Annotated in this window: 23 protein-coding genes and 1 pseudogene; 4 read left to right on the forward strand and 20 right to left on the reverse strand. The window is 36.6% G+C overall.

Translation table 11 applies throughout. The annotated features are described in order from the left end of the window. Window positions 1–5 precede the first annotated feature (5 nt). The 14 genes from BME96_RS13770 to motA all read right to left on the reverse strand — a co-directional run bounded on the left by BME96_RS13770 (window position 6) and on the right by motA (window position 16,814). Complete coding sequence (locus tag BME96_RS13770; protein ID WP_060678485.1) at window positions 6–1,211, reverse strand: MFS transporter; 1,206 nt, start codon at window positions 1,209–1,211, stop codon at window positions 6–8. 1 nt (window position 1,212) lies between these two features. Beyond that, a complete protein-coding gene (locus tag BME96_RS13775; protein ID WP_060678484.1) occupies window positions 1,213–2,436 on the reverse strand; it encodes a CynX/NimT family MFS transporter in 1,224 nt (407 codons plus the stop codon). Window positions 2,437–4,132: 1,696 nt separating this feature from the next. Further along, window positions 4,133–6,163, reverse strand: coding sequence for a lipoteichoic acid synthase (locus BME96_RS13785; RefSeq protein WP_060678482.1), 2,031 nt, complete (start codon window positions 6,161–6,163; stop codon window positions 4,133–4,135). Between the two features lie 286 nt (window positions 6,164–6,449). Continuing rightward, window positions 6,450–7,808 (reverse strand): methyl-accepting chemotaxis protein, encoded by a 1,359-nt coding sequence (locus BME96_RS13790; protein ID WP_231478621.1) that lies wholly within the window; start codon window positions 7,806–7,808, stop codon window positions 6,450–6,452. Between the two features lie 84 nt (window positions 7,809–7,892). Next, complete coding sequence (locus BME96_RS20000; RefSeq protein WP_231478623.1) at window positions 7,893–8,147, reverse strand: CHASE3 domain-containing protein; 255 nt, start codon at window positions 8,145–8,147, stop codon at window positions 7,893–7,895. Between the two features lie 164 nt (window positions 8,148–8,311). Further along, entirely contained in the window at window positions 8,312–8,953 is a 642-nt protein-coding gene (locus tag BME96_RS13795; RefSeq protein WP_060678480.1) for a LuxR C-terminal-related transcriptional regulator, read from the reverse strand. Window positions 8,954–9,079: 126 nt separating this feature from the next. Continuing rightward, entirely contained in the window at window positions 9,080–11,110 is a 2,031-nt protein-coding gene (locus tag BME96_RS13800; protein WP_071649332.1) for a methyl-accepting chemotaxis protein, read from the reverse strand. A 35-nt stretch (window positions 11,111–11,145) separates the two neighbouring features. Then, window positions 11,146–11,859, reverse strand: a complete 714-nt coding sequence (locus BME96_RS13805; RefSeq protein ID WP_060678478.1) for an EAL domain-containing protein — start codon at window positions 11,857–11,859, stop codon at window positions 11,146–11,148. 43 nt (window positions 11,860–11,902) lie between these two features. Continuing rightward, the gene (locus BME96_RS13810; protein WP_019376060.1) at window positions 11,903–12,259 is read right to left on the reverse strand and encodes a response regulator; all 357 of its coding nucleotides are present in this window, start codon (window positions 12,257–12,259) and stop codon (window positions 11,903–11,905) included. Continuing rightward, complete coding sequence (locus BME96_RS13815; RefSeq protein ID WP_019376059.1) at window positions 12,259–12,738, reverse strand: chemotaxis protein CheW; 480 nt, start codon at window positions 12,736–12,738, stop codon at window positions 12,259–12,261. Before BME96_RS13815 ends, BME96_RS13810 begins: the two co-directional genes overlap by 1 nt. Before the next feature lie 13 nt (window positions 12,739–12,751). After that, the gene (locus BME96_RS13820) at window positions 12,752–14,758 is read right to left on the reverse strand and encodes a chemotaxis protein CheA (protein WP_071649333.1); all 2,007 of its coding nucleotides are present in this window, start codon (window positions 14,756–14,758) and stop codon (window positions 12,752–12,754) included. Between the two features lie 24 nt (window positions 14,759–14,782). Further along, window positions 14,783–15,244: a chemotaxis protein CheX gene (locus BME96_RS13825; RefSeq protein ID WP_060678476.1), complete on the reverse strand. Its 462-nt coding sequence runs from the start codon at window positions 15,242–15,244 to the stop codon at window positions 14,783–14,785. Between the two features lie 15 nt (window positions 15,245–15,259). After that, window positions 15,260–16,036, reverse strand: a complete 777-nt coding sequence (gene motB / locus BME96_RS13830) for a flagellar motor protein MotB (protein WP_060678475.1) — start codon at window positions 16,034–16,036, stop codon at window positions 15,260–15,262. Further along, the gene (gene motA, locus BME96_RS13835) at window positions 16,023–16,814 is read right to left on the reverse strand and encodes a flagellar motor stator protein MotA (protein WP_019376055.1); all 792 of its coding nucleotides are present in this window, start codon (window positions 16,812–16,814) and stop codon (window positions 16,023–16,025) included. Before motA ends, motB begins: the two co-directional genes overlap by 14 nt. Window positions 16,815–17,157: 343 nt before the next feature. Here motA and BME96_RS20060 point away from each other — a divergent pair, with 343 nt between their 5' ends. Further along, entirely contained in the window at window positions 17,158–17,982 is an 825-nt protein-coding gene (locus BME96_RS20060; RefSeq protein ID WP_051002282.1) for a methyl-accepting chemotaxis protein, read from the forward strand. Window positions 17,983–17,998: 16 nt separating this feature from the next. Then, a complete protein-coding gene (locus BME96_RS13845) occupies window positions 17,999–19,459 on the forward strand; it encodes an aldehyde dehydrogenase family protein (protein ID WP_019376053.1) in 1,461 nt (486 codons plus the stop codon). A 70-nt stretch (window positions 19,460–19,529) separates the two neighbouring features. Here the strand turns inward: BME96_RS13845 and fliD are convergent, their stop codons facing one another. Together fliD and BME96_RS13855 are read right to left on the reverse strand one after the other, a co-directional pair. Further along, entirely contained in the window at window positions 19,530–21,596 is a 2,067-nt protein-coding gene (fliD, locus tag BME96_RS13850; protein ID WP_071649334.1) for a flagellar filament capping protein FliD, read from the reverse strand. 217 nt (window positions 21,597–21,813) lie between these two features. Beyond that, a pseudogene (locus BME96_RS13855) lies at window positions 21,814–22,062 on the reverse strand (MFS transporter); the annotation flags it as partial. A 42-nt stretch (window positions 22,063–22,104) separates the two neighbouring features. Here BME96_RS13855 and BME96_RS13860 point away from each other — a divergent pair. After that, window positions 22,105–22,962: an alpha/beta hydrolase gene (locus tag BME96_RS13860; protein WP_060678474.1), complete on the forward strand. Its 858-nt coding sequence runs from the start codon at window positions 22,105–22,107 to the stop codon at window positions 22,960–22,962. 157 nt (window positions 22,963–23,119) lie between these two features. Here the strand turns inward: BME96_RS13860 and BME96_RS13865 are convergent, their stop codons facing one another. The 3 genes from BME96_RS13865 to BME96_RS20065 form a co-directional block, all read right to left on the reverse strand. Further along, window positions 23,120–23,359 carry a hypothetical protein gene (locus BME96_RS13865; RefSeq protein WP_060678473.1) on the reverse strand — a complete coding sequence of 80 codons (240 nt, stop codon included), beginning with the start codon at window positions 23,357–23,359 and terminating at the stop codon, window positions 23,120–23,122. A 158-nt stretch (window positions 23,360–23,517) separates the two neighbouring features. Further along, a complete protein-coding gene (locus BME96_RS13870) occupies window positions 23,518–24,345 on the reverse strand; it encodes an NRAMP family divalent metal transporter (protein ID WP_269321167.1) in 828 nt (275 codons plus the stop codon). After that, window positions 24,321–24,821 (reverse strand): NRAMP family divalent metal transporter, encoded by a 501-nt coding sequence (locus tag BME96_RS20065; RefSeq protein WP_269321168.1) that lies wholly within the window; start codon window positions 24,819–24,821, stop codon window positions 24,321–24,323. Before BME96_RS20065 ends, BME96_RS13870 begins: the two co-directional genes overlap by 25 nt. A 167-nt stretch (window positions 24,822–24,988) precedes the next feature. Here BME96_RS20065 and BME96_RS13875 point away from each other — a divergent pair, with 167 nt between their 5' ends. Beyond that, window positions 24,989–25,279, forward strand: coding sequence for a hypothetical protein (locus BME96_RS13875; RefSeq protein ID WP_019376042.1), 291 nt, complete (start codon window positions 24,989–24,991; stop codon window positions 25,277–25,279). 59 nt (window positions 25,280–25,338) lie between these two features. Here the strand turns inward: BME96_RS13875 and BME96_RS13880 are convergent, their stop codons facing one another. After that, window positions 25,339–25,902: a hypothetical protein gene (locus BME96_RS13880; RefSeq protein WP_060678472.1), complete on the reverse strand. Its 564-nt coding sequence runs from the start codon at window positions 25,900–25,902 to the stop codon at window positions 25,339–25,341. Between the last annotated feature and the right edge of the window lie 96 nt (window positions 25,903–25,998).

Consider the following 25,998-nt stretch of genomic DNA (forward strand, 5'->3'; position numbering starts at 1 on the left):
TTTTATTACGTTCTAGCAAAACGAATGGAAACCATCCTTACAAAGATCAGATACGTAATTGGTAAACATCCAACGAAGATAATTAGTCCGAGCCACCCACTTTTTTCCCATAAGGGGGCAAGTGCCGTGCTTCCCAGACTCACACCAATATAGTATGCTACAAGATACAAGCTGGAAGCACTCCCTTTATGATGGTCGGCCTGATCAGTAACAGACGTAGCTGTTAAAGAATGAGCTGTAAAAAAGCCTAGACAGCTAACACATAGACCAATCACAATAATAGGAAGAGAATGACTTAATGTCAAAAATACACCTAAGGAGAGAATAATAATACCCAACATACGAACCTTTCGCAAACCAAAGTATCCGGCCACCCAGCCAGCAAGCGGGGCTCCAATTACACCTAATCCATAAGCAAAAAACATATAGGAAATGGCATGTAAAGATAAAGAAAATGGCTCTTCTTGCAGGTGAAAAGGTAAAAAGGACCAAACACCTGTAAAAGACATTTGCAAAATAATTCCCATACCAAAAACTAATATAAGTGATGGATTTCTTAAGTGATATAAAAATCCTGTCAGATCTTTTCGAAAGGATAGTTTACTTTGTTGGTAAAAACGGGACTCAGGCAACATAATTAAAACAATAAGAAAAACGAATAATCCTATTATTGCAAGAAAGTAAAAAGCAATTTCCCAAGAATAATGATCCGTTATATAACCAGTCATGACTCTTCCAGCCATACCTCCTAAAGCATTACTCGATATATAGAGAGCTGTGGCAACACCTATACTCTTCGGGTCTACTTCTTCATTTAGATATGCCAAAGAAGCTGCTGGCAAACCCGCCAGTGCAAATCCCTGTACCAATCTCAATAGAAGCAACGCCGAAAAGGAATCGAGCAAAGGAACAAGCAAAAAAGGCACGATGGAGCCTAGGAGAGAAAGTTTAATAAACATTGTTCTTCCTTTACGGTCAGAGAGAAACCCAAGGATAATCAAACCGGCTATTAAGCCAATTATGGTTAGTGACAATGTCATGCTGGATTGTGATACAGATACATCAAAAACGGATACGAATACAGGTAATAGCGGCTGCACAGCATACATGGAAGCAAATACAAAAAAAGATGCTAAGGCTAGGCTAATAGTTATCTTCCAAAAATACGGATCGTGAACGGTATACTTCTTTTGTTGATTGTTAACACCCATATTAATTTTGGCTTTCTCCGTCTAATACATATACGTCGCGTCCGGCACTTAATCCAAAGGCCATTACCATTAAAGCAATAATAATTAAAGTTATTAAAGGTATTGCCCAGAGGTGCGTCAAATCATATAAATAGCCAATAAATATTGGACCTGCTGCAGCCAATACATACCCAAGCGCCTGAGCCATTCCTGATAATTCTGCAGCTTGTTTAGCATTTTTTGCTCGCATCCCCAGAAATGCAAGTGCTAAAGCAAACGTTCCGCTCAATGCAATACCAATTATAACTGTACTTATAACTAACATTACATAAGAATTCCCCAGCAATAATCCACTATATCCAATCACCGAGCATGAAGCCATTACAATTACTATCGGACGTTGTGATTTAAATTTGCCTGCTATTACTGGGACAAAGAAGCTTGCAGGTAAACCAATAAACTGCATCATGGACAGCATCCAACCTGCATGAGCGATATCCATACCATAATCATGTAAAATTTCAGGCAGCCAGGAAATCGTTACATAAAATAAAAAAGACTGCAATCCCATAAACGCAGCAACATGCCATGCTAATGGTGATTTCCACATACGATTCTCTGATGGATTAATATAATTTATCTCTTCTGTTTGTTCTTTATTATTATTTTTATTCAAATAAACCCATATAAAAATACCGGTAATAGCTGGCAGACTCCATATTAATAAAGCTAGTTTCCATCCTAACCCCATTCCGGTAGCAATTGGGATACTCAACCCAGACGCTGCCGCAGCAAAGATTCCCATGGCTGTAGAATACAAACTTGTCATCAAAGCTACTCTGGCCGGAAATTTATCTTTTATAACCCCTGGCAAAAGTACGTTACATATTGCAATTCCTAATCCTACAAACAGTGTTCCCGCAAATAATAAAGAAATTAATGAAATCGACCGTGCCGAAATACCAATAGCTAAGAGAATTAAACCAACCATCATAATGCGTTCATTTGTATAGCGGTTAGCTAACCTGGGAACGATTGGTGACATAATTGCAAAAGCGATCAATGGCAGGCTGGTTAATAATCCTACACTCCAATTCGACAAGCCTACATCGTCTCTAATTATACCGATTAATGGGCCAATAGATGTAATAGCAGGACGTAAATTAAATGCTACTACAATTATTCCTATAAATAATAACACCCGATAAGTCTTATCATATTGTTTTGTATTTTGATGTAGCTCCATTCTTGTATCTCCCTTCCAAAATCCTATTTATTAATATAGCATAAGTGTCTTAAAGAAGAGAAAGAATTCCCTTAGATAAGGAGATGTTTTTAGGAATTTCGCAATGAGATAAAGAAAAAGTATCTTACTGTTAATCTACGTAACAGTGCTTGCAGCATAATAGATAACTCATTTGATTGGTATTTTAAAAGTTACAAACTACAAGTAAAAGAAGTTTTTTCAAAGAAGATGAATAGAGGAAACTGGAGGCTGGCTGTAAGGGACATGTACTTAACTTAACAACGTCCCTTTTATATAGCCAAGAATTTACAAAATATTTCCTAGGAAATATTTCATGTTTATTTATGTTCTTCTCCTGATGTGCATGGAACCATGGGTAATAATACTTCCATCTGCTTAACTTTCCTTAAAAGCATTGGCTCAAAATAAAAGCATGGTTCTTTATGTAAGTCATTTACACATGAATGAGAATAGAGCAGGCTAGTTACAAAGAACACGTTGGAACAAATTTGGAAATCTTTTTGTATAATAGATCTATTTTCTATAAAGCGGACATTCTTATTCGCAGAAATGATTTTCAACATGGCTACATCTCCCTTAGCATCTATAATCTAATCTATTGATGTATACCTTCTCTGTAATGTTTATAAATTAGGCTGTCTGCCTCCTTCCTTAGTTATTTATACCTATTTCTCAAATAGATATAAATCTATTATGACATAAGAGTCAAGAGAAGCATCGTTCGATAAATATGTCGAAAGCAGTCTCCCTATTCCCTTATTTAACCAATTACCTGTAAGATTGCTTCTACTTTTGTCGAATAAAGACGTATATAATTCTTTATTTACCATTTAAAGTATTTATTTATTAACATGCGTAAATGTTACAAATTTGTGAACTATATAATATAAGTCCCTATGCCTTTAAGAAGCATTACTGAATAGCATGATGCTTGTGACAGAGAGGATATTAGATGGAATGGAAAATTATATATCTTTAATTTTAATAAGCCAACATCTTAACTCTACTTCAATTGAAAAGGAAATTAACTGGCCTCAGTACGTAGTTGGAGGAAAATGCGACGTAAATTTATTGATGAAAAACTCAGTGAAATATTTGAGGAGAAGTGCCCCATTGATTTTCGTTGCATGCGGACGCTTTCACACCTCCGGGTACAAGCGCGACATCTGTTCGTAACCTCACAGTGTCTTCTTTGCCGCTCGGCATGGCCTCAGCCGCTTCCTCCGCTACGCTCCGTCCAGGGTCTTCGCCTCATGCTATTCCGGCAGGAGTCGCGGGCCAACAGGACGTTGGTCATGCAATCGTTGCCACAGGACGTGGCGTTCTTAGATTGCCGCCCTCCACTACAATCAATTTGTACACAGCACATTCTGGGTGTATGCGAACGCAATTTTTTTCGTAGATATAATAGGAAATAGTAGCGAAGGGGAAATATGGAGACTCCTGCGGGAGGAGAGGCCACGATGAGATCCCCGAACGCGTAGCGTGAGGAAGCTCATCAGCCGCCCGCGGAAAGCGGAATATTTCCCAGTAGCGGCAATTTACGCAGCCTCTATATTCTTAGTTACGTCGTAGTTTATCTTTATTATGTATTAAATTTCAGGAAAAATAATATAGAGCAATTCTTAAATACTGAAATGTAAAAAGCACCTCCATAAGAGGTGCTTTTTTCATTTTATTCTGTTTCTTCCTTCGTATCAGTATCATCCTGCTTACGGTTTACTTCATTATCTGTTTTCATTTCTGGTTCTTGCTCTACTACTGGTTCTTCATAATCTTCATCGTATTCCTTACCATAAATATATTCTGTTGGGTCAACTGGCTCCCAAACCTCATTAGGTGTATAGAAACGTAATAGGTCACCATACAGTACTTCATCTGAAAGTTCAAGTTCATGTAGAACCTCTTCTTTCATCTTCTGCATTTCCTCTGTTGGTTCCTCGATGACTTCTTTCGTTTTGCTATCATAAAACTTACCATCAATATAGCTATATTCATCAGTCATAAAGTTTCCATTACGGAAAGGAACGTACTCTTTATGATCTTCAGAAAATAAGTCTGTACCAAATTGAATATAGTCACGTGCATCGATACCTAGTAAATGAAGCATTGTTGGCATTACATCAATTTGACCACTGTACTCATGATTTATTCCCTGTCCTTCTACCCCTGGAACTTTAATCATAAATGGCACACGTTGCAAATCTGCATTTTTCAGAGGAGTAATTTCCTCTCCGGTAATTTCCTCCATAGCACGATTATGATTATCAGAAATACCATAATGGTCTCCATAGATCATTATAATTGAGTCTTCATATAGACCTTTTTCTTTTAAATCATTAAAGAATTGTTCTAATGATTCATCAAGATATCTAGCAGTTTGGAAATAACGGTCTACAGAACCATCTCCAGTTTCTGCAGGGTCAATACTAGCATCTTCCTCATCAATTAAATAAGGATGATGGTGGGTCAATGTCATCATATGTGCGTAAAATGGCTGTTCCATATCCTCAAGTATAGGCATAGACTCTTTGAAAAATGGCTTATCCTTTAAACCATAGTTAATGATGTTTTCTTCACTCATATCATAATAGCTTGCATCATAAAACTTATCTATTCCTAAATGTTTGTATACCTCATCACGGTTCCAAAAAGATTTGTTATCCCCGTGGAAGACAGCACTTGTATAATCCTGTTGTTGTCCCAGAATTGCTGGTAGTGATTGATACGTATTCGTCCCCTTCGTTACAAAGGCTGAACCTTGTGGAAGCCCGTATAAGGAGGTATCCATAATCAACTCAGCATCAGCTGTTTTACCTTGCTCTGTTTGATGGAAAAAGTTATCAAAATATGTGAAGTCCTCACTTTGATCATGAACAAGCTTGTTTAAGAATGGTGTAACCTCTTCACCATGTAATTCATAATCAATCAAAAACGATTGAAAGGATTCAAGGTGAATTTTAATAATATTTTTACCTTTTCCTTTACCAAAGTACTCGGCATTAGGTTCAGCATATTTATATTTCGTATAGTTTTCTACTTCTGTTATATCGTCACTGTCTGCAAGTACTCTTCGTGTAGAAGTTTTTGCACTTTGTATTGCATCATGAACCATAAAGTTATATGCACCAAGATATTTCACAACATAGTTACGATCAAATGTCCGTTCCAACAACTGTGGACGATCTGCCTCAGCTAAGCCAAGGTTCACCGTGAATGCTATTGCTCCTGCAGTTAATACTGCTAATGGCTTGCGAATTTTCATCCGAGTTGGCTGCCATTTCTTACGTGAGTACACAAATAGAGCAATCAACAGAATGATGTCAAACAAATAGAAGACGTCATGTCCTGCAGTCAAATCAGCAATACTTCCACCAATGCTACCAAAGTTACTTGTTTGCATTAATGTTGGGATTGTAATAAAGTCACTGTTGAAACGATAGAAAACAACGTTAGCATACAAAATAAAACTTAGGACTGCTTCAAGAGCAATAATCCATATTCCAGCTCTTTTTCCTTTAGCAAACAAGGCAATCCCCAGCACAATTAACGCTGAACTAAGCGGATTAATAAATAGTAGAAACTCTTGCATTGCTCCACTTACACCTAAATTAAATTCAACTTTATATGTTATATACGTTTTAATCCATAATAAAATTACAGCAATCGCGAAGAATCCCATCTTCGAAGAGAAAAATTTCTTCACTTTTCATTCACCTCATATTTTTTTATACTTAGTTAATACGATACATAAGTATACACCCAAACATCTATGAAAGTCAAAGACTACTTGTAAAAGAATACAAGTTCAGTAGTATACTTAGCTCACTTAAATAAATTATTTATCTTCCCAGCATATTATTCCCATTTTAACAAAGTTCGAAACCAAAACTTACTGTTAAATATAATACTAGTTTTAAATTTAATTGTATAGAGTCTTTTAGCCCAAAAAAACGGAAGACCAGTATTGTGGCTTCCGCTCCCTTGCATTTCTATAATCTAAAACGCGCTACAAGGCTATTCAATTCTTCTGCCATGCTTGCTAACTGGGATGAACTACCAGCGATTTCCTCCATTGATCCACTAGCCTGTTGAGCAGAGGCAGCTGTTTGTTCGACACCTGCCGCAGCTTCTTCTGAAACGGAAGCAATCTCCTCAATTGCTCCATTCATCTTTTGACTGCCAGAAGTAATATCTTCTAAGTTTCCAGTAATTGTTTTCATGTTATCTATCATTGTATTTATAGCGCTACTTATATTTTGAAAAGTTTCTCCTGTTTTCTTCATATGTGCTGTGCCTTGTTCGACTTCTGTATAGCCGTTCTTTAACGATTCAGCAACATTTGTAGATTCCTGTTGAATATCATTAACAATACCTGTAATATCCGAAACGGAATCAGTAACCTGTTCGGCAAGTTTACGAACCTCGTCAGCTACGACAGCGAAGCCTCTTCCATGCTCTCCTGCACGCGCTGCCTCAATTGCTGCATTCAATGCCAACAAATTTGTTTGGTCTGCTATTGCTTTGATTACTCCGACAAGCTTAGATATTTCTTGCGACTGATTATCTAAATTATTCATTTTCGTAACGGCATCCTGTACCATATCATCTATCCTAGCCATTTGACTTGCAGAGGTTTTCATCAGTTCAGTGCCTTCATCTGTCATTTTCTGTACTTCATTGGAAGAGTTAGTTACATTCTCTCCATTTTTATTAGCTTCTTCTACTTTCTGCAAAAATGTATTCATGTGTTCAGATAAGTCACTTGCACTATTCGCTTGTGTCTCAGAACCTGTTGCTAATTCTTCCATTGTTATTGCTACCTGCTCTGTCCCTGCTTTCACTTCACTCGCAGCTTGTGTCAATTCTTCACTTTGGGAAGAAACAGAATCTGAAACTATATTTATTTGTGCAAGAAGTTCTTTTGTATTTGCACTCATCTGATTTGTCGCAAGAATCAGGTCACCAACCTCATCTCTTGTTGTTGCCTCCATGGCTGGGTCTGTCAAATCTCCTTCAGCTATCCGATTCATTCTTTCTTTCACAGCAACAATCGGTTTTTTGATGCTATTTGCTGTCATTAATGCTGCAATCACCCCAAAAACAATTGCGAGTACAGTAATAATAGTCGTGCCCATTAAATTTAACTTTCCGTATCTGAGAACACTGTTTTTAGTTTCATTAGCATTACTTTCCCTCTTGTCTGATAATGCTGTCAGATCACCTGTTATTTCAGTTTCCAGAGGTCTGACCATGCTTGCCATAAGGTCTAGTGCTCGCTGTTCGTTACCATCTTCATATGCAGCTATTACTTGATCTGTAAGTGTTCCCCATTCCATTTTTTTATCCAAAATTTGTTGAGCTGCTTTTTTATCGTTACTAACTTCAAGTAGTTTATTTTCAAGTTCAATCGCTTCTTCAACACCATTACTGAATTAATCCTTTAAGGAAGAATCACCATACAACAAATACCCGCGAAGCAGTGAAGTACGGTGTTGCATATTAATAATCATTTCTTTATCAACGATTAATGGTTCATATTCGCCGCTTACCATTTCATCTATTTTTCCATTCGTATTGTTAATTGAATTTATATTTGCTATACCCAATAATAGCAATAAAATAAATACGATCGTAAAGCCAAACAGTATTTTACCCTTTATACTTTTAAAGTTAATTAATTTCTTCATAATTGACCCCCTGTAGTCATAACTTCTATATGTATTACATACTATTTATCGGGAAATTAATTTAAATATAAAGCTTATATGCAAAAGATGTAATATTAAGATAAATCAAGCCTAATAAAAACGTCTCCCTCTAATAGGAGACGTTTTTTCATTTATGCATATGGTTAGTGGAGCTCCACCCACTTGTTTTGCACAGCAAGTAAGGCAGCTTTTGTTCGATCAGATACATGCAACTTTTTTAAAATAGATGATACATGATTATTTACAGTATACGAAGATATATATAAATCTTTAGCTATATCCTGATTCGATTTCCCACGAGAAATTTCTTCTAGAACCTTCCATTCCTGTTTCGTTAGAATACCAATCGGCCTATCTTTTCCTCCCTTTGTTAAGTAAATGTACTCCTCCAGTAATATAGGGGATAGCTCGGGGTGAATATACTGTTTTCCTTTTAAGATAGTTCGCAGAGCTGTAAGTAAATCATTCATTTCCATTTCTCCAAAAAGATATCCATTCAATTTTTGTCGAAATAATTTTAAAAGTAATTGCTTATGTATCTCAACCAACCATACAATAATTTTTATATCCTTTGACTCGAAATTTTTTAACCAATATGACAATTGATCATCGTTTGCACCCACATCTAGAAGAAGTAAATCCGCATCTATAGTACCACCTGACAAGGGGGCATTTTGTTTTGTGATAACTTGTATATGGATTTCATTCCCCAATGCTTCTGCTAAAGTAAGACGAATCCCTTCCCACATTAAACCATATTCTGTAACTATTACGAGCTTTTTCATCAATAAGTGTCCTCCAACTAACATCGATCTTGATGTAATTATATAGAAAATATTCTTTTATGGAAAGAACCAATTCTAGCCATAAAAAGAGAAGAGCCATTGTTATAGCAATAGCTCTCTTAAAGGTTAGCTTTTTTCTTTAATTTTATATTGCCTTAATTCTTCTTGCATATTTTTTGAATATCTATCCAGTTGGCCTGCAAGTTGGTTTAATTGTTCCATAGATGCTGTCTGTTCTTCCACAGAAGCTGATATTTCCTCTGTCCCAGCAGCCGTTTCCTGACTTATGGAAGCATTGTTTCGCGTATTGTCTGCAATAATTTTTTCTTGGTTCACCATTTCATCCATAAGACTTATTGTAGACAGGAGCATCTCACTGTTTACATGAATTGATTTATTAATATCTTGAAATGCCTGTTCCGTTTTGCTAACTGCATCTGTTTGGGATTGAATAACTTCACTCGTTTCATCAATTAGATCAACTGTATGCTTTGTCTCTTCCTGCATTTTAGCAATAATATCAGAGATATCTTTAAGCGCGTGTTCGGATTGTTCAGCCAGCTTCCTTACTTCATCAGCAACAACTGCAAAACCTCTTCCACTTTCGCCTGCTCTAGCTGCTTCAATTGCCGCATTTAATGCTAACAAATTGGTCTGACTTGCAATACCCGAAATCTTACCAATTATTTCTGAAACACTTGCAGACCGGTTATCAAGCGAGTGAATTGCCTGAACAACGTCATTCGTTATTTTTTCTGTACGATTAGATTGGTCCTTTAAAATATCGACTGTTTTCAATCCTTGTTCTGATGCTAGATTCATTGACTTAGACTCTTCTTGAATCTGTATATTTTGTGAGCTAAACTGGTTTATTATTGTTGATAATTGGTCTGTTGCTATTGTGTTTTGTTCCATTAGCTCTGACTGACTCGTCGCTCCTGAAGCTATTTCTTCCATTGTTACAGCAACTTCATTAGCAGCAGAGGTGTTTTCTTCAGCACTTTTCACTAATGTTTGTGATGCCTCCGAAACTTGTACAGAAATAGTAGAAATTTTCGTCATCATTTCTCTCATTTGTTGTACCATATTTCTGAAGCTAGCAGATAATTGTCCGATCTCATCTTGCCTGTTTATTTCAACATGTGCAAGAAAATCCCCATTCTCGACTTCCTTCATCGTATTTTGCAAGTTTTTAATTGGCTTTGTAATCCGCTTTGTTATAATAAACGAAGCAATAACTGCTAAAAGAATAATACCTAATAATGTAAGCCCGATCGGTAATAGAAGTGATTGAGACTTTTGTTCAAAATCATGTTTATTAACAGTCCCATTTATGACCCAATCTGTTATCCCATTCTTTACAAACCCAGTGACCATCTCTTTACCGTCCTGTTCATATTCCACTGTTCCGGACTCACCTTTTTTCATCATCTGTTTATAGAAGCTTTCTTTTGCAATATTGATTCCGACTAACTTTTTATCTGGGTGTACAACAAGGTTGCCATTTGTATCAATTAATGTGGCATATCCTGTGTCTCCAATTTTAACCTTATCTACCATAGAAACAAGTGTGTCTATAGAGACATCAAGAGCTGCTACTCCCAACATTTCATTTTTCGTATTATAGTACGCTTGGGCAATGGTAACAATCATTTCCCCGGAGGCTGCATCCTCGTATGGCTCTGTCCATACCGGAGCACCATCATGTTCAACTGCTCGCTTATACCAAGGCCTTTCTCTCGGGTCATAATCAGAGTCGAAAATGGTATTTGGATAAATAGCAATTTCTCCTGTTTCTTCATTACCTATATATGTATTTAAAATGGAATTATTCGCATCACCAGTTCTTTTTAAAAATTGTTTTAATTCCTCTGAATCTTCTTCCTCTCCCTCTAATACAATTTCGCTTGAAGCGACTCTCCTAATACCTCTTTCCAGGTTATCAAAAAACATGTCAAAAGAATCATTTATCACAAGAATTTGACTTTGCATATTCTTGGTTAATTCTTTCGTAGTCAAATTAACACTGAAAAAGTAACTAACTCCTGCTACAACTAGTCCAGCAATCAAAATTAATACAAGAAAAGGAAAGAGAATTTGTGTCTGAATGGTACGTTTTAAAAAACCACCTTGCTTTTTCTTTTGCTTCTTTTTCAATAGAATCCCTTCCCTACCTACATATAATTAATTTGTTACTTATAAAACTCCAAGGGCTGAGGCTTTCCCAAATAAAACCCTTGCACATATGGAACGCCTAGTAACTTTGCTGTTAAGAGATCTTCCTCTGTTTCCAATCCCTCTAAAACAATTTCCATCGTTCCATCTAATAAGTGTATTACTTTTTTAATATGGTTTTGTTTTCGAATGGATGTAAATAATTTATCAGCATAGTAGCGATCAAATTTAGCAAAGTTAGGAATGATGGTCTGCACAGTAGATAACGTTGCTTCGCCCTTTCCAATATCATCAAAAGCAATAAGAAACCCTTGTTGCTTCAACTGATTCAAGACCTGTTTTAAAGCCGAAAAGTCCGTACCTCTCTCTGCTTCATTTATTTCAAAAACAATTGTATTCGCTTTCACTTTCGTTTCCCTAGTGATTTCTTCCAAGCTATTAATGAAGGCAGGATGATTCAGGGTGGAAGGATATATATTTAAAAATAAATATATATCCCCTAACTCTGCCAGATTCATTTTACAAGCTTTATATATAGACATCATATCCAGTTCAAATAATACATTTTGTTCCCTTGCATGCTTAAAAAATATTTCCGGATTTCTATAATGCCTGGAGCGAAGCAATGCTTCATATCCATATACTTTATTTGTTGATGTATTAATAATTGGTTGTAATACATGGTGAAAGTCCATATTCCTTATTATTTCGTGTAGACTTTGTGCTGACATACAATCACCTCACCTTATCTGTATATGACTCCTATTCTTGTACTTATAAAACCTTATTAACTGCTTCGCCAATCCGCTCTGGAGTAAAGGGTTTTACAATAAAGTCTTTTGCCCCTGCCTGAATTGCTTCCACTACCATGCCTTGTTGCCCCATGGCTGAGCACATAATAACTTTCGCATTCGGGTTAATTTTCTTGATTTCTTTTACTGCTTCTACCCCATTCATTTCGGGCATAGTAATGTCCATTGTTACGAGCTCAGGTTGTAATTCCTGAAACTTTTCAATTGCTACTTGTCCGTTTTCAGCCTCCCCTATTACCTCATGACCTAATTTCGTTAAAATGTCCTTAAGTTGCATGCGCATAAATGCCGCATCATCTGTTATTAAAATTTTCGCCATTATACTTCCTCCTGTTCAATCTCTTGGATAACTTCTTTTACTTCTGTTGTTTCTGATAAGTCCAAAACACGCTTTAAATCAAGGATTATCAACAAATCCTTTTCCAATTTCGCTACACCTTGCAGAAAAACATCCTCTACACCACCAATGATTTGTGGTGGAGCTTCAATTATTTGCTCATCAATATCAATTACTTCTGTAGCCGCATCCACGATTAACCCTACTTGCATGTCATCCATCATGACAATTAAGAACCGACTATGTTCAGTTGTTTCTGTTTCGGGTAGTTGTAAACGCTCCTTCAAATCAAGCACAGGGACTGTTTCTCCTTGATAATAAATAACACCTTTTATAAATGGAGAAGTTCTCGGAACCTCTGTAATCTTTTGTATACGTTCGATTGATCTTATTTGTTGGACATTTACTCCATAAGATTGGTTATTTAATTTAAAAACAATATATTTTGTAATTTTCTCCATCATCTGGTCTCCCTTACTTAATTAGTGCATTAGGATCAATAATTAAAGCAACCTGCCCATCCCCTAAAATCGTAGAACCTGAAATAGCAAACACATCTTTTAAATAATTTCCTAACGATTTTAAAACAATCTCTCTCTGACCGATAAAGGAATCTACCATCAGACCAGTCATTTTTTCCCCTTTTTTCACGATAACCACAGCATGGTGACTACTTCCATTTTCCGAGGTGGTACTCTCAGGAACATCAAATACCTTATTTAGAGATACAAGTGGTACAACACTGCCCCTGAAATCCATGACCTTTTTGCCATGTGCTGACATGATCTGCTCTTCTTTCAATAAAGCAGTTTCAATGATAGAAGATAGAGGTATGGCATAAGTTTCCTCTTCAACTTTTACTAATAATGAAGAAAGAATGGATAAGGTCAGTGGTAACTGAATGGAGAACTTACTTCCTTTTCCTTTCTCGGATTCAATCGTAATTTTCCCACCAAGAGCTTCAATCTTGCTTTTTACTACATCCAATCCTACTCCACGACCAGAAATATCCGACACGGTGGCTGCTGTGCTAAACCCAGAGGCCAGTATAAAAGGATAGATTTCCTCATCTGTGAGTTGCTTTGCTGCTTCTTTTGTAATTAGCCCGTTTTCAACCGCTTTTTCTTCTACTTTTTCACGGTTAATACCAGCCCCATCGTCTTGAATTTCAATAAACACATGATTGCCACTATGGTAGGCACGCAGTATTAATTCTCCTTCTTCTTGTTTTCCCGCTTTCAAGCGCTCTGCTGGCAGCTCGATACCGTGGTCGATCGAATTACGAATCAAGTGAACGAGTGGATCACCTATTTCATCAATAACAGTGCGATCCAATTCTGTATCTGCACCAATAATTTGGAGATCAATTTTTTTATTTAAGTCCTTGGCAAGTCCGCGAACCATCCGTGGGAAACGATTAAACACCTGTTCTACAGCAACCATACGCATGGTTAGAATAAGGCTTTGCATATCCTCCGACACTCTCGACATATGTTCAACTGTTTCAGCTAATTCAGGATTCCCCAGTTTTTCTGCCAGATCCTCCAATCTACTGCGATCAATTACAACCTCTTCAAATAAATTCATTAAATGGTCAATCCGTTCCAGGTTTACGCGGATAGTAGTAGATTTAGTAGCCTGCCCCTGTGTTTTCACTTCTGCTGTCTCATCTGATGACTCCTCAGTAGCAGGTTCCTCATGCTTTGATTCTTCAGCCTGTTTTTCCATAATAGCTGCTAAATCTTGTATATTTACCTGCTCTATTTCAGATACACTAGTTATCACAGCTTCTAATGATGCAGTAGATTCATTTGATAGAAAGATGAGCGTAAAATCCTGCGAGAAATCACCTGCTTCTAATGCCTCCGTTTCAGGAGTGGTTTTAATAATCTCTCCTTTAGACTCTAATGCTTCTACAACCATATATGCTCTAACAGCCTTTAGTAGACAGTCTTCATTTAAGCGCACTTGAATATAATAGGCCTTAAACCCTTGCTCTTCTGCTTGGGCAATGACAGTTGACTGATATTCATCCAAAATTACTTTTTCTGTATCAAAACTATTAACTTCCTCATTTTTCTCACTTGTGTCTTGGTTTGCCTTCTCATTTTCTATCTGGTCCAAAGAATTAACTAAACCTGTGACATCTTTTTTCCCATCATTGCCTTGAGCAATTTCCTCTACCATTTCTTCTAAAGCTTCAATTGCTTGGAAGATAATATCAATAATATGGGTGTTTACCATTAATTCGCTGTTCCGAATTTTATCTAACACGTTTTCCATCTTATGGGTTAACGCAGAAATATCCTCATAGCCCATTGTTGCAGCCATTCCCTTTAATGTGTGAGCAGAACGGAAAATTTCGCTGACGATGGAAAGGTCATCTGGTTGCTTTTCTAAATGAAGAAGATTATCATTAACTGCTTGTAAGTGCTCTCGACTTTCATCAAGAAACATATCAATATATTGGCTTGTTTCCATTACGTACATCCTCTCTATGACCAATCAATCTAGTAATAAATATATATCCATTTCTCCACTATGGAGGAATGCCACAGGTAAATGTAGCGCTTTTTCATAGCCTGTTAATGTCGTATTTCCTTGCATAATGGTAGGAGCGGTAATATCTGTCTTAACCCCATCCTGAATTATATTTGTAGCTATTCCTCCGGCTAGCATATTTCCTAACTCTCCACTGAAGGAAGCTAGCATTTCACCTTCCAATGGCATACCAAACATTTTCTCACCAATTGCTCCAAACATGGATTGATCGCCCGCTAAAATTAATTTACCTTTTATATCACCAGTGATACCAATTAGTACACCAAACTGCAGGTGTAATGATTTACCAAGTAATTTGGGCTTGCTCATGGAAAAATCGATCGGCACAATAGATGCTAAGGCTTTGTTCGTTCCATTTAATAAACTTGTAACTGTTTTATTTCTTTCCTCTATTGTTATCGGCATAGTTGTATACCCCTTTTAGTTTTTATTTTTTTCTCCTGTTTGAAGGTTGTAATTAGGTAAAATGAGAACTTCGACACGCCGATTAGCTGCTCTATTTGCTTCGGATGTATTCGGGACTGCTGGCTTATATTCTCCAAATCCTTTTGCACTAAATTTTGTTGGATCAAGCTGCTCATTTTCTAAAACAATACGCATAAAGTGGATAGCTCTCATTACACTTAACTCCCAATTTGACGAAAATTCTTCATTATGAATAGGTAAATCATCTGCATGTCCACTTACAATGATCTGATGAGGAGGGTCTGTAAGCAGAAAGCCCGATATCTCCTTCGCTATTTTTTTGCCTTCCCTATTCACATCTGCACTTCCTGAGTGAAATGAGAAATCATTAGATATCGTAATGAGTAATCCCTCATCAGAAAGCTGTGTCTGTAGTACATCGGTCAGATTCTTTTTCTTAATATAAGCATTTATATTCTCTTTTACTTTTTGAAGCTGCTCTTTTTCCATTGCACTATTTTTTTCTTGTTCATTTTTACTTTTCTCTTTTTCTTGCTCTGGCTGGGGTGCAGGTAAAGGCTGCTCTGTTGGATCCTTTTCTTCAAGAATACCTTGCCCCCCGGAGAATTCATTACTGAAGACCTGGGAGAGTTCTTTATACTTTTGGGTATCTACTTCACTCATTGCAAATAACACAATGAATAGAGCTAATAATAATGTCAGTAAATCAGAGTACGGTAAAAGCCAGGATTCATCCACATGATGTTCATCTTTCTTTTTACGCCTGCTCATTTGCCTGCTCCTCTTTCAATTGAACCAATTCTTTTGTGGATAAATAAGAGCCAAGCTTATCTCGTACTACAATAGCTGAATCTCCAGTTGAAATTGAAAGAATGCCTTCGATCATAATCTCTTTAATTTCAACTTCTTTTTTCGACTTTTCTCGCAGCTTATTTGCAAACGGATGCCAAAGCACATACCCGGAAAAAATTCCAAATAATGTAGCTATAAACGCTGCTGATATCGCATGCCCAAGCACATCCATATCCTGCATATTTCCTAATGCTGCAATTAATCCTATTACTGCTCCCAGCACACCTAATGTAGGTGCATAGGTTCCTGCTTGAGAAAAGACTGAAATCCCTTCCTGATGTCTACTCTCCATCGCTTCAATCTTTTCAATTAAGACTTCCTTAATAAAATCTGGTGTTTGACCATCAATCGCAAACTGTAAACCGGTATTCAAAAATGGATCCTCAAATTCTTTCATTTGTGTCTCCATTGAAAGCAAACCTTCTTTGCGTGTTTGTTCAGCTAATTTGGTAAATAGTTGAATCAATTCTTTTTTCTCAGGATTCTGATCTTTACTAAAAATAATTTTGAAAAGTGTTGGTATATTTTTAACAGTGCTCATTGGAAATGCAATACAAATAGAAGCTGCTGTTCCAACGAATATAATAAGGATTGCTGCCGGATTGCCTAAAGCCGTTATAGGGACACCCTTCATCACCATTCCAACCCCTACCGCGATTACACCTAAAAATAAACCAATTATTGTTGTCTTATCCATATGTGACCCCCTAATTTTAACTGATTCATTTATATAACAACCATCACTCATTATCTAAAGGTTTTTTTATGAAGGGTATAAAGAACCAGTGTTTACTCCTCATATTTATCGGCATAATCTGACAAAGAATGAACAATTTAAGCAAAAAAAAAATATTAAGACTATTAGATGTTCATCTTTAAAATCCACAAATAGATATTTAAAGTTTTTCAAATAATCTTGTTTTTACCAAATACTACATGTTATGAGAGTTTATTCCGATACTATGTTAGTACGTTAAAAAATACGGCGGGAGTGATTTAATTTGAATTCAGTTATTGAAAACGAAACAAATTACCACCCAATGTTATCATCATTCATTGAGGTAGCACCTTTTCTTCAAACACTTGTAAACGATGATATCACGGTGGGAATCTATGACACAGAGAAATTAATCATAAACTTTCCGGCAAAAACTTTCTCTCTAAACGTAAATCCTGGAGATCCATTAATGGAAGGAGATATTGTTACTCAGGCAATTCGATTAAATAAAAAACAAGCTGCCACTGTACCTCCTGAATTATTTGGTGTACATCTTATTGCTAGGGCAATTCCTTTACACAATGAGAAGGGTAATGTAATAGGAGGGGTTGGGATTGGATCAAGTATTGATAAAGCAAATCAATTATCAGATGTAGCATCTAATTTATCCGGAATATTTAATGATGTAACTAATACCATTCAGGATATGGCTCTTTCTATTACCGACCTTGCCGGTAATATGAATGAAATCTCTCAAAAAGCTACAGAAGTTAATAAACGTGTAGACACAATAGAAAAAGTATCCAATGTAGTAAAGGGAATAGCTGATCAAAGTAATCTATTAGGCTTAAATGCCGCAATTGAATCTGCTCGAGCTGGCGAACATGGAAGAGGTTTTTCTGTAGTTGCAGATGAAATTAGAAAGATGGCAACTAGTTCAAAAGAACAAGTGACAGAGATACACAATATAACCGAGTCAATTAAGGAAGTTATTACAAATTTAAGTAAACATATTCAGGATGCAAATCTTGAGTCCGATACGCAATCTGCGGCAATCGAAGAATTAACTGCCACCATGCAGGAGATAAACGGTAATATTCATACATTAGCAGATATGGCGAAAGAAAATATCGAAGTGAAAAATTGAACAGGGGTGTAAAGATATGAATCAATTTAATCTATTAAAAGGAAATTACATTGCTGGTAAATGGCGTGATGGGTCAAGCAACCAGCAGATGGTAAATAAAAATCCATATAACGATGCTATTATAGCAAACTATCAAGCTGCTAGCCTTCAGGATTTGGATGAAGCATACCAATCAGCAAATCATGTACAAAAAGAATGGAAAAACACAAATCCTGTAATACAAAGGGAAGTATTTGAAAAAGCAGTTTCTTATATAGAAGAAAAACATGAATCAATCGTAGAAATTATAATAAATGAAATTGGCGGAACAAGATTGAAAGCCGAATTTGAAATTGGTCTGGTAAAAAATATTATGAAGGAGGCATCTACACTACCTTTTCGAATGGATGGAAAAATTCTTCCGTCTCCAATTGATCATAAAGAAAACCGAGTTTATCGTGTCCCTGTTGGAGTAGTCGGAGTAATAAGTCCGTTTAACTTTCCGTTTTTCCTTTCTATGAAATCAGTTGCGCCAGCTCTAGCAACAGGAAACGGAGTGGTTCTTAAACCACACGAACATACTTCTATTACCGGCGGAACGATGATTGCGAAGATTTTTGAGGAAGCCGGATTACCTGAAGGTCTGCTTAACGTTATCACAACTGAGATATCGGAAATCGGTGATCACTTTGTAGCACACCCGATACCTCGTGCCATATCTTTTACAGGTTCAACGAAGGTTGGAAAACACATCGGAGCAGTTGCAGGTAAACATTTAAAGGAAGCACACTTGGAATTGGGAGGCAATAGTGCACTTGTTGTGCTTGAAGACGCAGATATTGACCTAGCCGTAAGCGCTGCAGTTTTCAGTCGCTTTACTCACCAGGGACAAATTTGTATGTCTGCAAATCGTTTAATTGTTCATGAAGCAATTTATCAAGAATTTGTAGATAAATACACAGCCAAAGTGGCAACATTAACATGCGGCGATCCAAGCGATCCAAGCACCATCATAGGGCCTTTAATAAATGAACAGCAAGTAAAAGGAACCGTGGCGCTCATAGAAAAAGGAATAGAGGAAGGAGCTGTCCCTGTAATTAGAGGAGAAGTTAAGGGGAATGTTGTGGAACCAGTTGTATTTACGAATGTCACACCTGATATGTCGTTAGCGAAGGAAGAATTATTCGCGCCAGTTGTAAGTATTATGAAAGTAAAAAATGACCAAGAGGTACTTTCGTATGCAAATAATAGTCTTTACGGTCTTAGTGGAGCCATTCATACTAGAAATGTAGAACGAGGAGCAGAGTTGGCCAAGCAAATGGACACAGGGATGATTCATATAAACGATGGGACAATAAATGATGAACCAAATGTTGCATTCGGTGGGGTGAAAAATTCCGGCTTAGGTCGTCTGAATGGAGACTGGAGTCTAGATGCCTTCACTACTACAAAATGGATTAGTATTCAGCATAAAGCAAGACAATATCCTTACTCCTAGTCTTAGTAATATATATAAGAAAGCCCCTGCATTTAATCAAATTGCAGGGGCTTTCTTTTTAATCCCATATTTACATGCCTCCACCAAATTGCTGCATAAGATACATGGATTGCTGATTTGCTCTTTGAATTGCTTTTTCCATAGCTGTAAACTGTCGCCAATAGCGATCCTCTACTTGAACAAGTCGCTTTTCAAAAGAAGATATACGATCTTTGAGATCATCCAACTGTCTTCCCATTGTATACTGGTTTTCAGTTTGAAATGTGTTCCCTGCTTTTGTTTTAATCGTATCCATTACTTTATTGGCTGTATCTGTTAATCTATCCAAAATTCCTTGCTGACCATAGCCAGTTCCATCATTTTTAAACAGCTTTTCTACCGCTTCCGGATTTTCTTCAATCGCTTTTTTTAATTTAGCCTCATTGATTTCCAGTTTTCCACCTTCTAAATAATTGGCAGTTGTGCTGATACCAATACTAGCTAATTGTTGCATCGCAGAAGGGATCTCGCCATTATTTACAGGTGTATAGAAGTCACGTCGCATATCATTTAGTGCACTTGATAATGTCGAATCTCTGCGAAGTAATCCACTTTTCGATTTTTCTTCCCATAACTCCTGTTGTTTGTCGCTCATTTCTTCCCGTTGTTTATCTGTTAATGGCCGGTAATCTTTGTACCTGTCTTCTTGCAAGCGATCTTGAATACCACCAATTAATTCATTGTATTTTTCCACGAAACCTTTGATATTTTCAAATACGGTGTTGGAATCATTTGAGATGTTTACTTTCACATCCTCTCCAGAAAAGGTTTGTTTTAGATTAAAGGTAACCCCTGAAATAGTAAAAGAATTGGAACTCCTGGTTGTTTCCAAACCATTAATGGTAAAGTGAGCATCTGTGCCACCCGTTTCTGTACCGGTGGAAAACTGCAACTGATTTTGAATGAACGTGCCTTTTGTAATGATTTCTTGATCATTAGTCGAATAATCAGTGCTACCATGTTCGTTGCCATTAAAGTTACCCGTCTCCGTCCGATTCAGTGTCATTTGACCTTTAACAGAGTCATAGAACATACTTACACCGACATTCGCACTGTTCACCTGACTAATCATAGAATCAAAGGATTGACTTGCTTTTATATTAAAGGCTTCTTCTTTTTCACCGTCTTTTGTATGGGCACCTACACGGAAGCTTGTGTAATCGTATTTATATGTTACTTCTACATCGGTATCTTTAGGAATTGCTTCATTCCTAGTTATTACGCCTGTTTCTGTATTTATAGTTCCCTGGGGATTGGCAAAGCTAGAATCAGTCGACAAATAAATGTTCCCACCTTTTGCTTTATATGTTTCACCGCCTATTTTCATTTCAAACTCGTCTTCAGATATCCCCTGATTCGATAGCTTAATCGTCTTACCTTCTGCTCCCGTTTTCATCGTATCGATTTGTAAATCTGTTGTATAATTTACCTTTATATCGCTTCCCGTTTTTAATGGCTCATTAAAAGTCAGCTCACCAGTTCCTTTATCAATCAAAACCTCGCCTTCTAAAGGCTTAGTATTCCCGGCAGCGTCTACAACTTTAAAATATGTATTTCCTACCTTTACTGACATTTCTTCTATATTTTTAATATTTGTGCCGGTTTGCAGATTAAGTTTAAAAACACTTCCCTCTTTATCTACGTTGACGGTCTCTTTTTTAACGCTTCCCTGCTCCCATTTAAAATCAGTAGTATTCGAAAATCTGGATTGCAATTCTGCCAAGCTTTTGCGTGTATCAATTGATTTTGCATCCTGAAACACGGGCCCTCCATTCACTTTCGTTGCAGCAGTCGCCAGTTTTTTCACATCTGAAATAGTATACGATGATAATCCAGCTGCACTTGTAGCTGTAGCAGATACATAATTTTCATTCGTTGTTGATGTCATTCTTGACCGGAAAGTTGTCGATAATTTCATTTTAGTAAGCTCTGATCGAAAGTTAAGAAATTTTGTATTGACTTCTCGGAAGGCATCCCGTTGCCATGTCATCCATGTCCGATCTTGTTGCATTTTTTGCATTGGTAGACGCTCTGCTTTCATTAGGTCAGCTACAAGGGAATCAATGTCCATCCCTGAAGCAAGTCCGCCTATTCTCATTTTATTCACCTCTATAGTTTTACGTGCTAGTTTCTTATAGTATAGCAGTTTAATTGATTTTACAGTTTTCTAATTTATATATCGGCAGTTATTAAATAAAGTTTAATTAAAAGTGTGATATCTATACAGCAGTATAGTTAACAAAATTAACAGATATAAAAACTGCTCTTATATGCCATTAAGCAATCAAGAAGCAGTTTGTTCAACTATCATTATTTTATTTTTCATGAATTAAGGCTTCATCTACGTTTGGACTTTCTGATTCATCCATGAATAGTACTGCGATTGTACCAATTATCAATAAAGCTGCTGCAAAATAGAAACCTATATTCATGCTTCCAGTTACATCTGTAAGGTAACCTGTGATATACGGAGCCAAGATAGAGCCACACATACCAATGAAATTGTATACACCAAAGGATGTTCCATACGCATGTTTTGGAGCGTTATCTGCAACAACTGCTATAGTTAGATATGTGAGTTTATTTGAAGAAAGAGATGATTTAAAATGGAAGTGACCTATGTTTATAAGACAGTAGAAAATTGCGAAATAAAAGGGGAACTTCATCCAACGAGTGAACAGTATGCTCCATTACTTGTCTATATTCATGGAGGAGGTTTAATCTGGGGTACAAAAAGCGATATGAACAAAAAGCAAATTCAAATGTATAATGAGGCAGGATTTCACGTCTTTTCTGTTGATTACCGACTTGCCCCGGAAACAAAGCTTCCATGTATAAAGGAAGATATAGAGGATCTGTTGATTTGGCTATATAAGAAAGCACCGTTTGACTTTAACAGGGAAAAAATTGCTGTCATTGGAAGCTCTGCTGGGGGTTACCTTGCTCTTTTATCTGGTACGTTTGAAGTTAGACCAAAAGCAATCGTTTCTTTTTATGGTTACGGAGATATAACTGGTGATTGGTATCGAAATCCAAGCCTTCATTATACCAAGATGACTTCTGTACCTGAAATGCTTGCAAAGCAACTCATCCGGAATGAAGTTATTTCATCCTCCCCTATACAGAAACGGTATGCTATTTATCTTTATTGCAGGCAACAAGGGAAATGGCTTGACTATGTAGCAGGGATGGAAACTTCAAAGCTTGACATCTATTGTCCTATTAAAAATATAGACAATGATTTTCCTGAAACATTGTTGCTCCATGGAGATGCAGATGAGGATGTGCCTTATGAAGAATCCATTAAAATGGCACGTATGTTAGATGAGGCTAATGTGCCAAATAAATTGATAACCATCCCTGGTGGAAAGCATTCATTTGATATGGAAATGGAAAACCAAGTGGCAGTTCAAGCAATTGAAAGTGTAATAACCTACTTACGGAACACACTTATTGAAAATTAGATCGTGTATGTGGAAGCGATAGCAACAAAACTGCCAATCCTTTTTAGATTGGCAGTTTTGTTATGTATGTATTTGTTTACTAATATACTAATTAAGTTAACTATATGTTTGGAACTTATTTAGACTTGTTGCTAAAGTCTTTATGGTGTTTTTTTTATTAATGAATCGTAGGCTGCATTTGACTTTGCAGCATATCCACCTCTACTTTCAAATAATTGAGTTGTTCATTTAATTCTTGTCTTTCTGAAGCAGAGAGTTCTTCTTCTACAGCGTATACTGCAATGGACTTCATTTCCTCCAACTTCTCATTTATTTTTTCAAGTAAATAGTCCTTCTGCTCACACCACTTCATTTGTAATTCCAAACGCTTCTTTTCATTTTCCTTATCTAGAGACATAGTATCCCTCCTTCTACAACCTTCTTTCTATTAGCCTTCTTATCCTATAAATTGGTTGATTGATTGGTTGTTCTTATAGGATAGCATGATTTTTTCTTAAGAGAAATAAAGAGGTTTTGCTCTTACTGGGTATTTTAGAGATGCTATACAGATTTTCTTTATATAATATTAAATGCATTTAATGTTAAAAGCACAGTAATACCAAAAATTATCCAACCTACAATATTCATCCATGTGCGGTTCATATTTTCACCCAATAGCCTTTTGTTATTCATTACCAGAAGAAGGAATAACACAATAATTGGTAGTATAAGCCCGTTAGCATATTGTGAAAAAAGGATTAAATCTATTGGACTGTAACCCATACCTGAGAAAATAACACCTACTAGAATGATGAAAGCCCATATACCTCGGAACCGATTTGATTTCATATCCTGTTTCCAACCAAGTATACCTGTGGTAGCATAAGCTGCAGCAAGTGGTGCTGTCATGGAGGAAGTGATGCCTGCTGCAAATATTCCTACCGAGAAGACATATTTTGCCCAGCTTCCTAGTATAGGTTCCAATTGCAACGCCATATCAGCAGGATTTTTAATCCCAGTACCAAGTGGAAATGCCACTGCAGCTGAAACAATAATTGAAATAGACACAACCATTACTCCTAGTAGTGAAGCAATAATATCAAAACGGCTTTCGTGTAATCCTTCTTTACCTTTCCAGCGTTCCTGCACAGTGGCAGACTGTAAAAATAGAGTGTATGGAACAATGGTGGTACCAATTAAAGAAATGACTAGAATTGCAGTTCCATCTGGCACTTTTGGAACAAAACCAGCTGCCATTGCTGCTATGTCTGGTTTTACTACAATTGCAGTGAGTACAAAACTAATACTCATTACCACAATTAGCACAATGAATATTTTTTCAATTACCTTGTAGTTGCCAATTAAAAGTAATGCACCAGCTACAATCCTGTTATAATTCCCCAAACATTAACCGGGATATTAGTCATTGCTCCCAGGCCAATAGCTCCTCCTGTAATATTCCCCGCTTCATATGCTGCATTACCGATTGTGATTGCAGAAACTATTAGAATAACTGTAATTGCTCTTAATAGTGGATGACTAAATTGACGACGAAATGCAGTACCCATGTCCATTCGAGACACTACTCCCAGCCTTGTAGTCATTTCTTGTAAAAACATTGTAGCTATAATGGAGAAAACAATAGCCCAGATTAATGTATAACCAAAAGTAGCTCCGGTCTGAGAGGCAGTCGTCACCGTTCCTGGACCAATAATTGCCGCTCCGACCATTGCTCCTGGTCCAATGTTTTTTAATTTGCTTAGAAAGCGCTTCTTTTTCACAACTTCCACCCCACAAATAATCATCTTTTCTAAAAAGTCAATATACGGTGAATAATACCATGAATCAGTCTTATCTGCACACCATATATGCCTTCTCATTTTAAAAGTTTTTTTGATGATAGCAGAAAATGCATCACTTCATAGATTATTCATTGTGTTTAGCCGACATAAAGCGCGTTACTCTTATGAATATTAAATATAATTCGAAACCTTTACCTCACTTTTACGTATTAGAAATAGAAAACCATACAAAGGAGAATTGTCATATGGGATTATTAATTGATGTATTGATTTTCCTATTTGAAAGCTACGAGTTCAAAAAGGTGACAGAGGAAGATATAGAAAAAAACATACAACAACTAAAGAAAAAGCAATGGTTTCAGGAATTTCTTCAGAAAGGGGAAATACACGACATTGTTATTCATAATACGGAAGTGAGGAAGAAGATTGGTAAGATAAAAACGAACAAGTTGGACAATCCTTTTTATGAGGAGAAATGCCGTAGAAAACTGGAAAGAATATGTGAGAAGAAAGCAAAGAGCCTCCTTGTTAGTTAGATTCGCGGGAAACCAAGGAGGACAATAGAAAATAATAGTGAGTATTTTTCTTCTATAAACTAATAAAATTCTCTTCCGCTCAGATTTGCAACAGCTTTACAAAATTTTTTCCATGTGGCAGGGTAATGATTACTACCCAACTTAATGTCACAATGGGTATCCAGTTCAATCTCAATACGCCAGGAGGTGCCATCCAACACACAGAAATCGTCGTATCTATCAGCCCAATTTAAGAAGCTGCATTCATACAGTTCGGAAAGAAAAGCTTTTATTTCATAGTCTGATGGTATTTTTCTGTGTTCTTTATCTACATTGTCATTAAATAAGAAAGAAGTGTATGATAATTTCTTTTGTTCTATATTTACTCTTATTTGAAAACCAGGACCAGAATACCCTCCTATATATGCATAGATAGACTTTATTTTTTGATATGGCTTTCTCCCTTCATATTTGGTCCATATATTTCCGCAGCCCATGCAATAATATTCTTTATTACCCTCTATAACGGGCTCAAATTGTGTTTTTGGAGGGAGCGCTTGATTACTTCGGTTGTCAGGGTCAATGATATATGTCTGCCTTGTTTTGCATTTAGGACAAATCGGAGCTTGCGCAAAAGTATTCATACCGTTTACCTCCTCATATGTTGGATCGGTATTTATTTTATTCTATCAAACTTTGTCTAAGACAAAAAGGTGGGCTGCTGTAGCTTACTTCAAAAA

The sequence above is a fragment of the Virgibacillus halodenitrificans genome (assembly GCF_001878675.1).
In the GTDB taxonomy this organism is placed as follows: domain Bacteria; phylum Bacillota; class Bacilli; order Bacillales; family Amphibacillaceae; genus Virgibacillus_Q; species Virgibacillus_Q halodenitrificans.

Excerpts from the sequence above, each read along its gene's own strand:
- motA (WP_019376055.1), bottom strand. The coding sequence starts at position 16,814 with ATGGATAAGACAACAATAATTGGTTTATTTTTAGGTGTAATCGCGGTA.
- BME96_RS13880 (WP_060678472.1), bottom strand. The coding sequence starts at position 25,902 with ATGAATACTTTTGCGCAAGCTCCGATTTGTCCTAAATGCAAAACAAGG.
- BME96_RS13845 (WP_019376053.1), top strand. The coding sequence starts at position 17,999 with ATGAATCAATTTAATCTATTAAAAGGAAATTACATTGCTGGTAAATGG.
- BME96_RS13810 (WP_019376060.1), bottom strand. The coding sequence starts at position 12,259 with ATGGCGAAAATTTTAATAACAGATGATGCGGCATTTATGCGCATGCAA.
- BME96_RS20060 (WP_051002282.1), top strand. The coding sequence starts at position 17,158 with ATGTTATCATCATTCATTGAGGTAGCACCTTTTCTTCAAACACTTGTA.
- BME96_RS13875 (WP_019376042.1), top strand. The coding sequence starts at position 24,989 with ATGGGATTATTAATTGATGTATTGATTTTCCTATTTGAAAGCTACGAG.
- BME96_RS13775 (WP_060678484.1), bottom strand. The coding sequence starts at position 2,436 with ATGGAGCTACATCAAAATACAAAACAATATGATAAGACTTATCGGGTG.
- BME96_RS20065 (WP_269321168.1), bottom strand. The coding sequence starts at position 24,821 with ATGAGAAGGCATATATGGTGTGCAGATAAGACTGATTCATGGTATTAT.
- BME96_RS13770 (WP_060678485.1), bottom strand. The coding sequence starts at position 1,211 with ATGGGTGTTAACAATCAACAAAAGAAGTATACCGTTCACGATCCGTAT.
- BME96_RS13860 (WP_060678474.1), top strand. The coding sequence starts at position 22,105 with ATGGAAGTGACCTATGTTTATAAGACAGTAGAAAATTGCGAAATAAAA.
- BME96_RS20000 (WP_231478623.1), bottom strand. The coding sequence starts at position 8,147 with ATGAAGAAATTAATTAACTTTAAAAGTATAAAGGGTAAAATACTGTTT.
- fliD (WP_071649334.1), bottom strand. The coding sequence starts at position 21,596 with ATGAGAATAGGCGGACTTGCTTCAGGGATGGACATTGATTCCCTTGTA.
- BME96_RS13825 (WP_060678476.1), bottom strand. The coding sequence starts at position 15,244 with ATGCCGATAACAATAGAGGAAAGAAATAAAACAGTTACAAGTTTATTA.
- motB (WP_060678475.1), bottom strand. The coding sequence starts at position 16,036 with ATGAGCAGGCGTAAAAAGAAAGATGAACATCATGTGGATGAATCCTGG.
- BME96_RS13795 (WP_060678480.1), bottom strand. The coding sequence starts at position 8,953 with ATGAAAAAGCTCGTAATAGTTACAGAATATGGTTTAATGTGGGAAGGG.
- BME96_RS13815 (WP_019376059.1), bottom strand. The coding sequence starts at position 12,738 with ATGGAGAAAATTACAAAATATATTGTTTTTAAATTAAATAACCAATCT.
- BME96_RS13865 (WP_060678473.1), bottom strand. The coding sequence starts at position 23,359 with ATGTCTCTAGATAAGGAAAATGAAAAGAAGCGTTTGGAATTACAAATG.
- BME96_RS13805 (WP_060678478.1), bottom strand. The coding sequence starts at position 11,859 with ATGTCAGCACAAAGTCTACACGAAATAATAAGGAATATGGACTTTCAC.
- BME96_RS13820 (WP_071649333.1), bottom strand. The coding sequence starts at position 14,758 with ATGGAAACAAGCCAATATATTGATATGTTTCTTGATGAAAGTCGAGAG.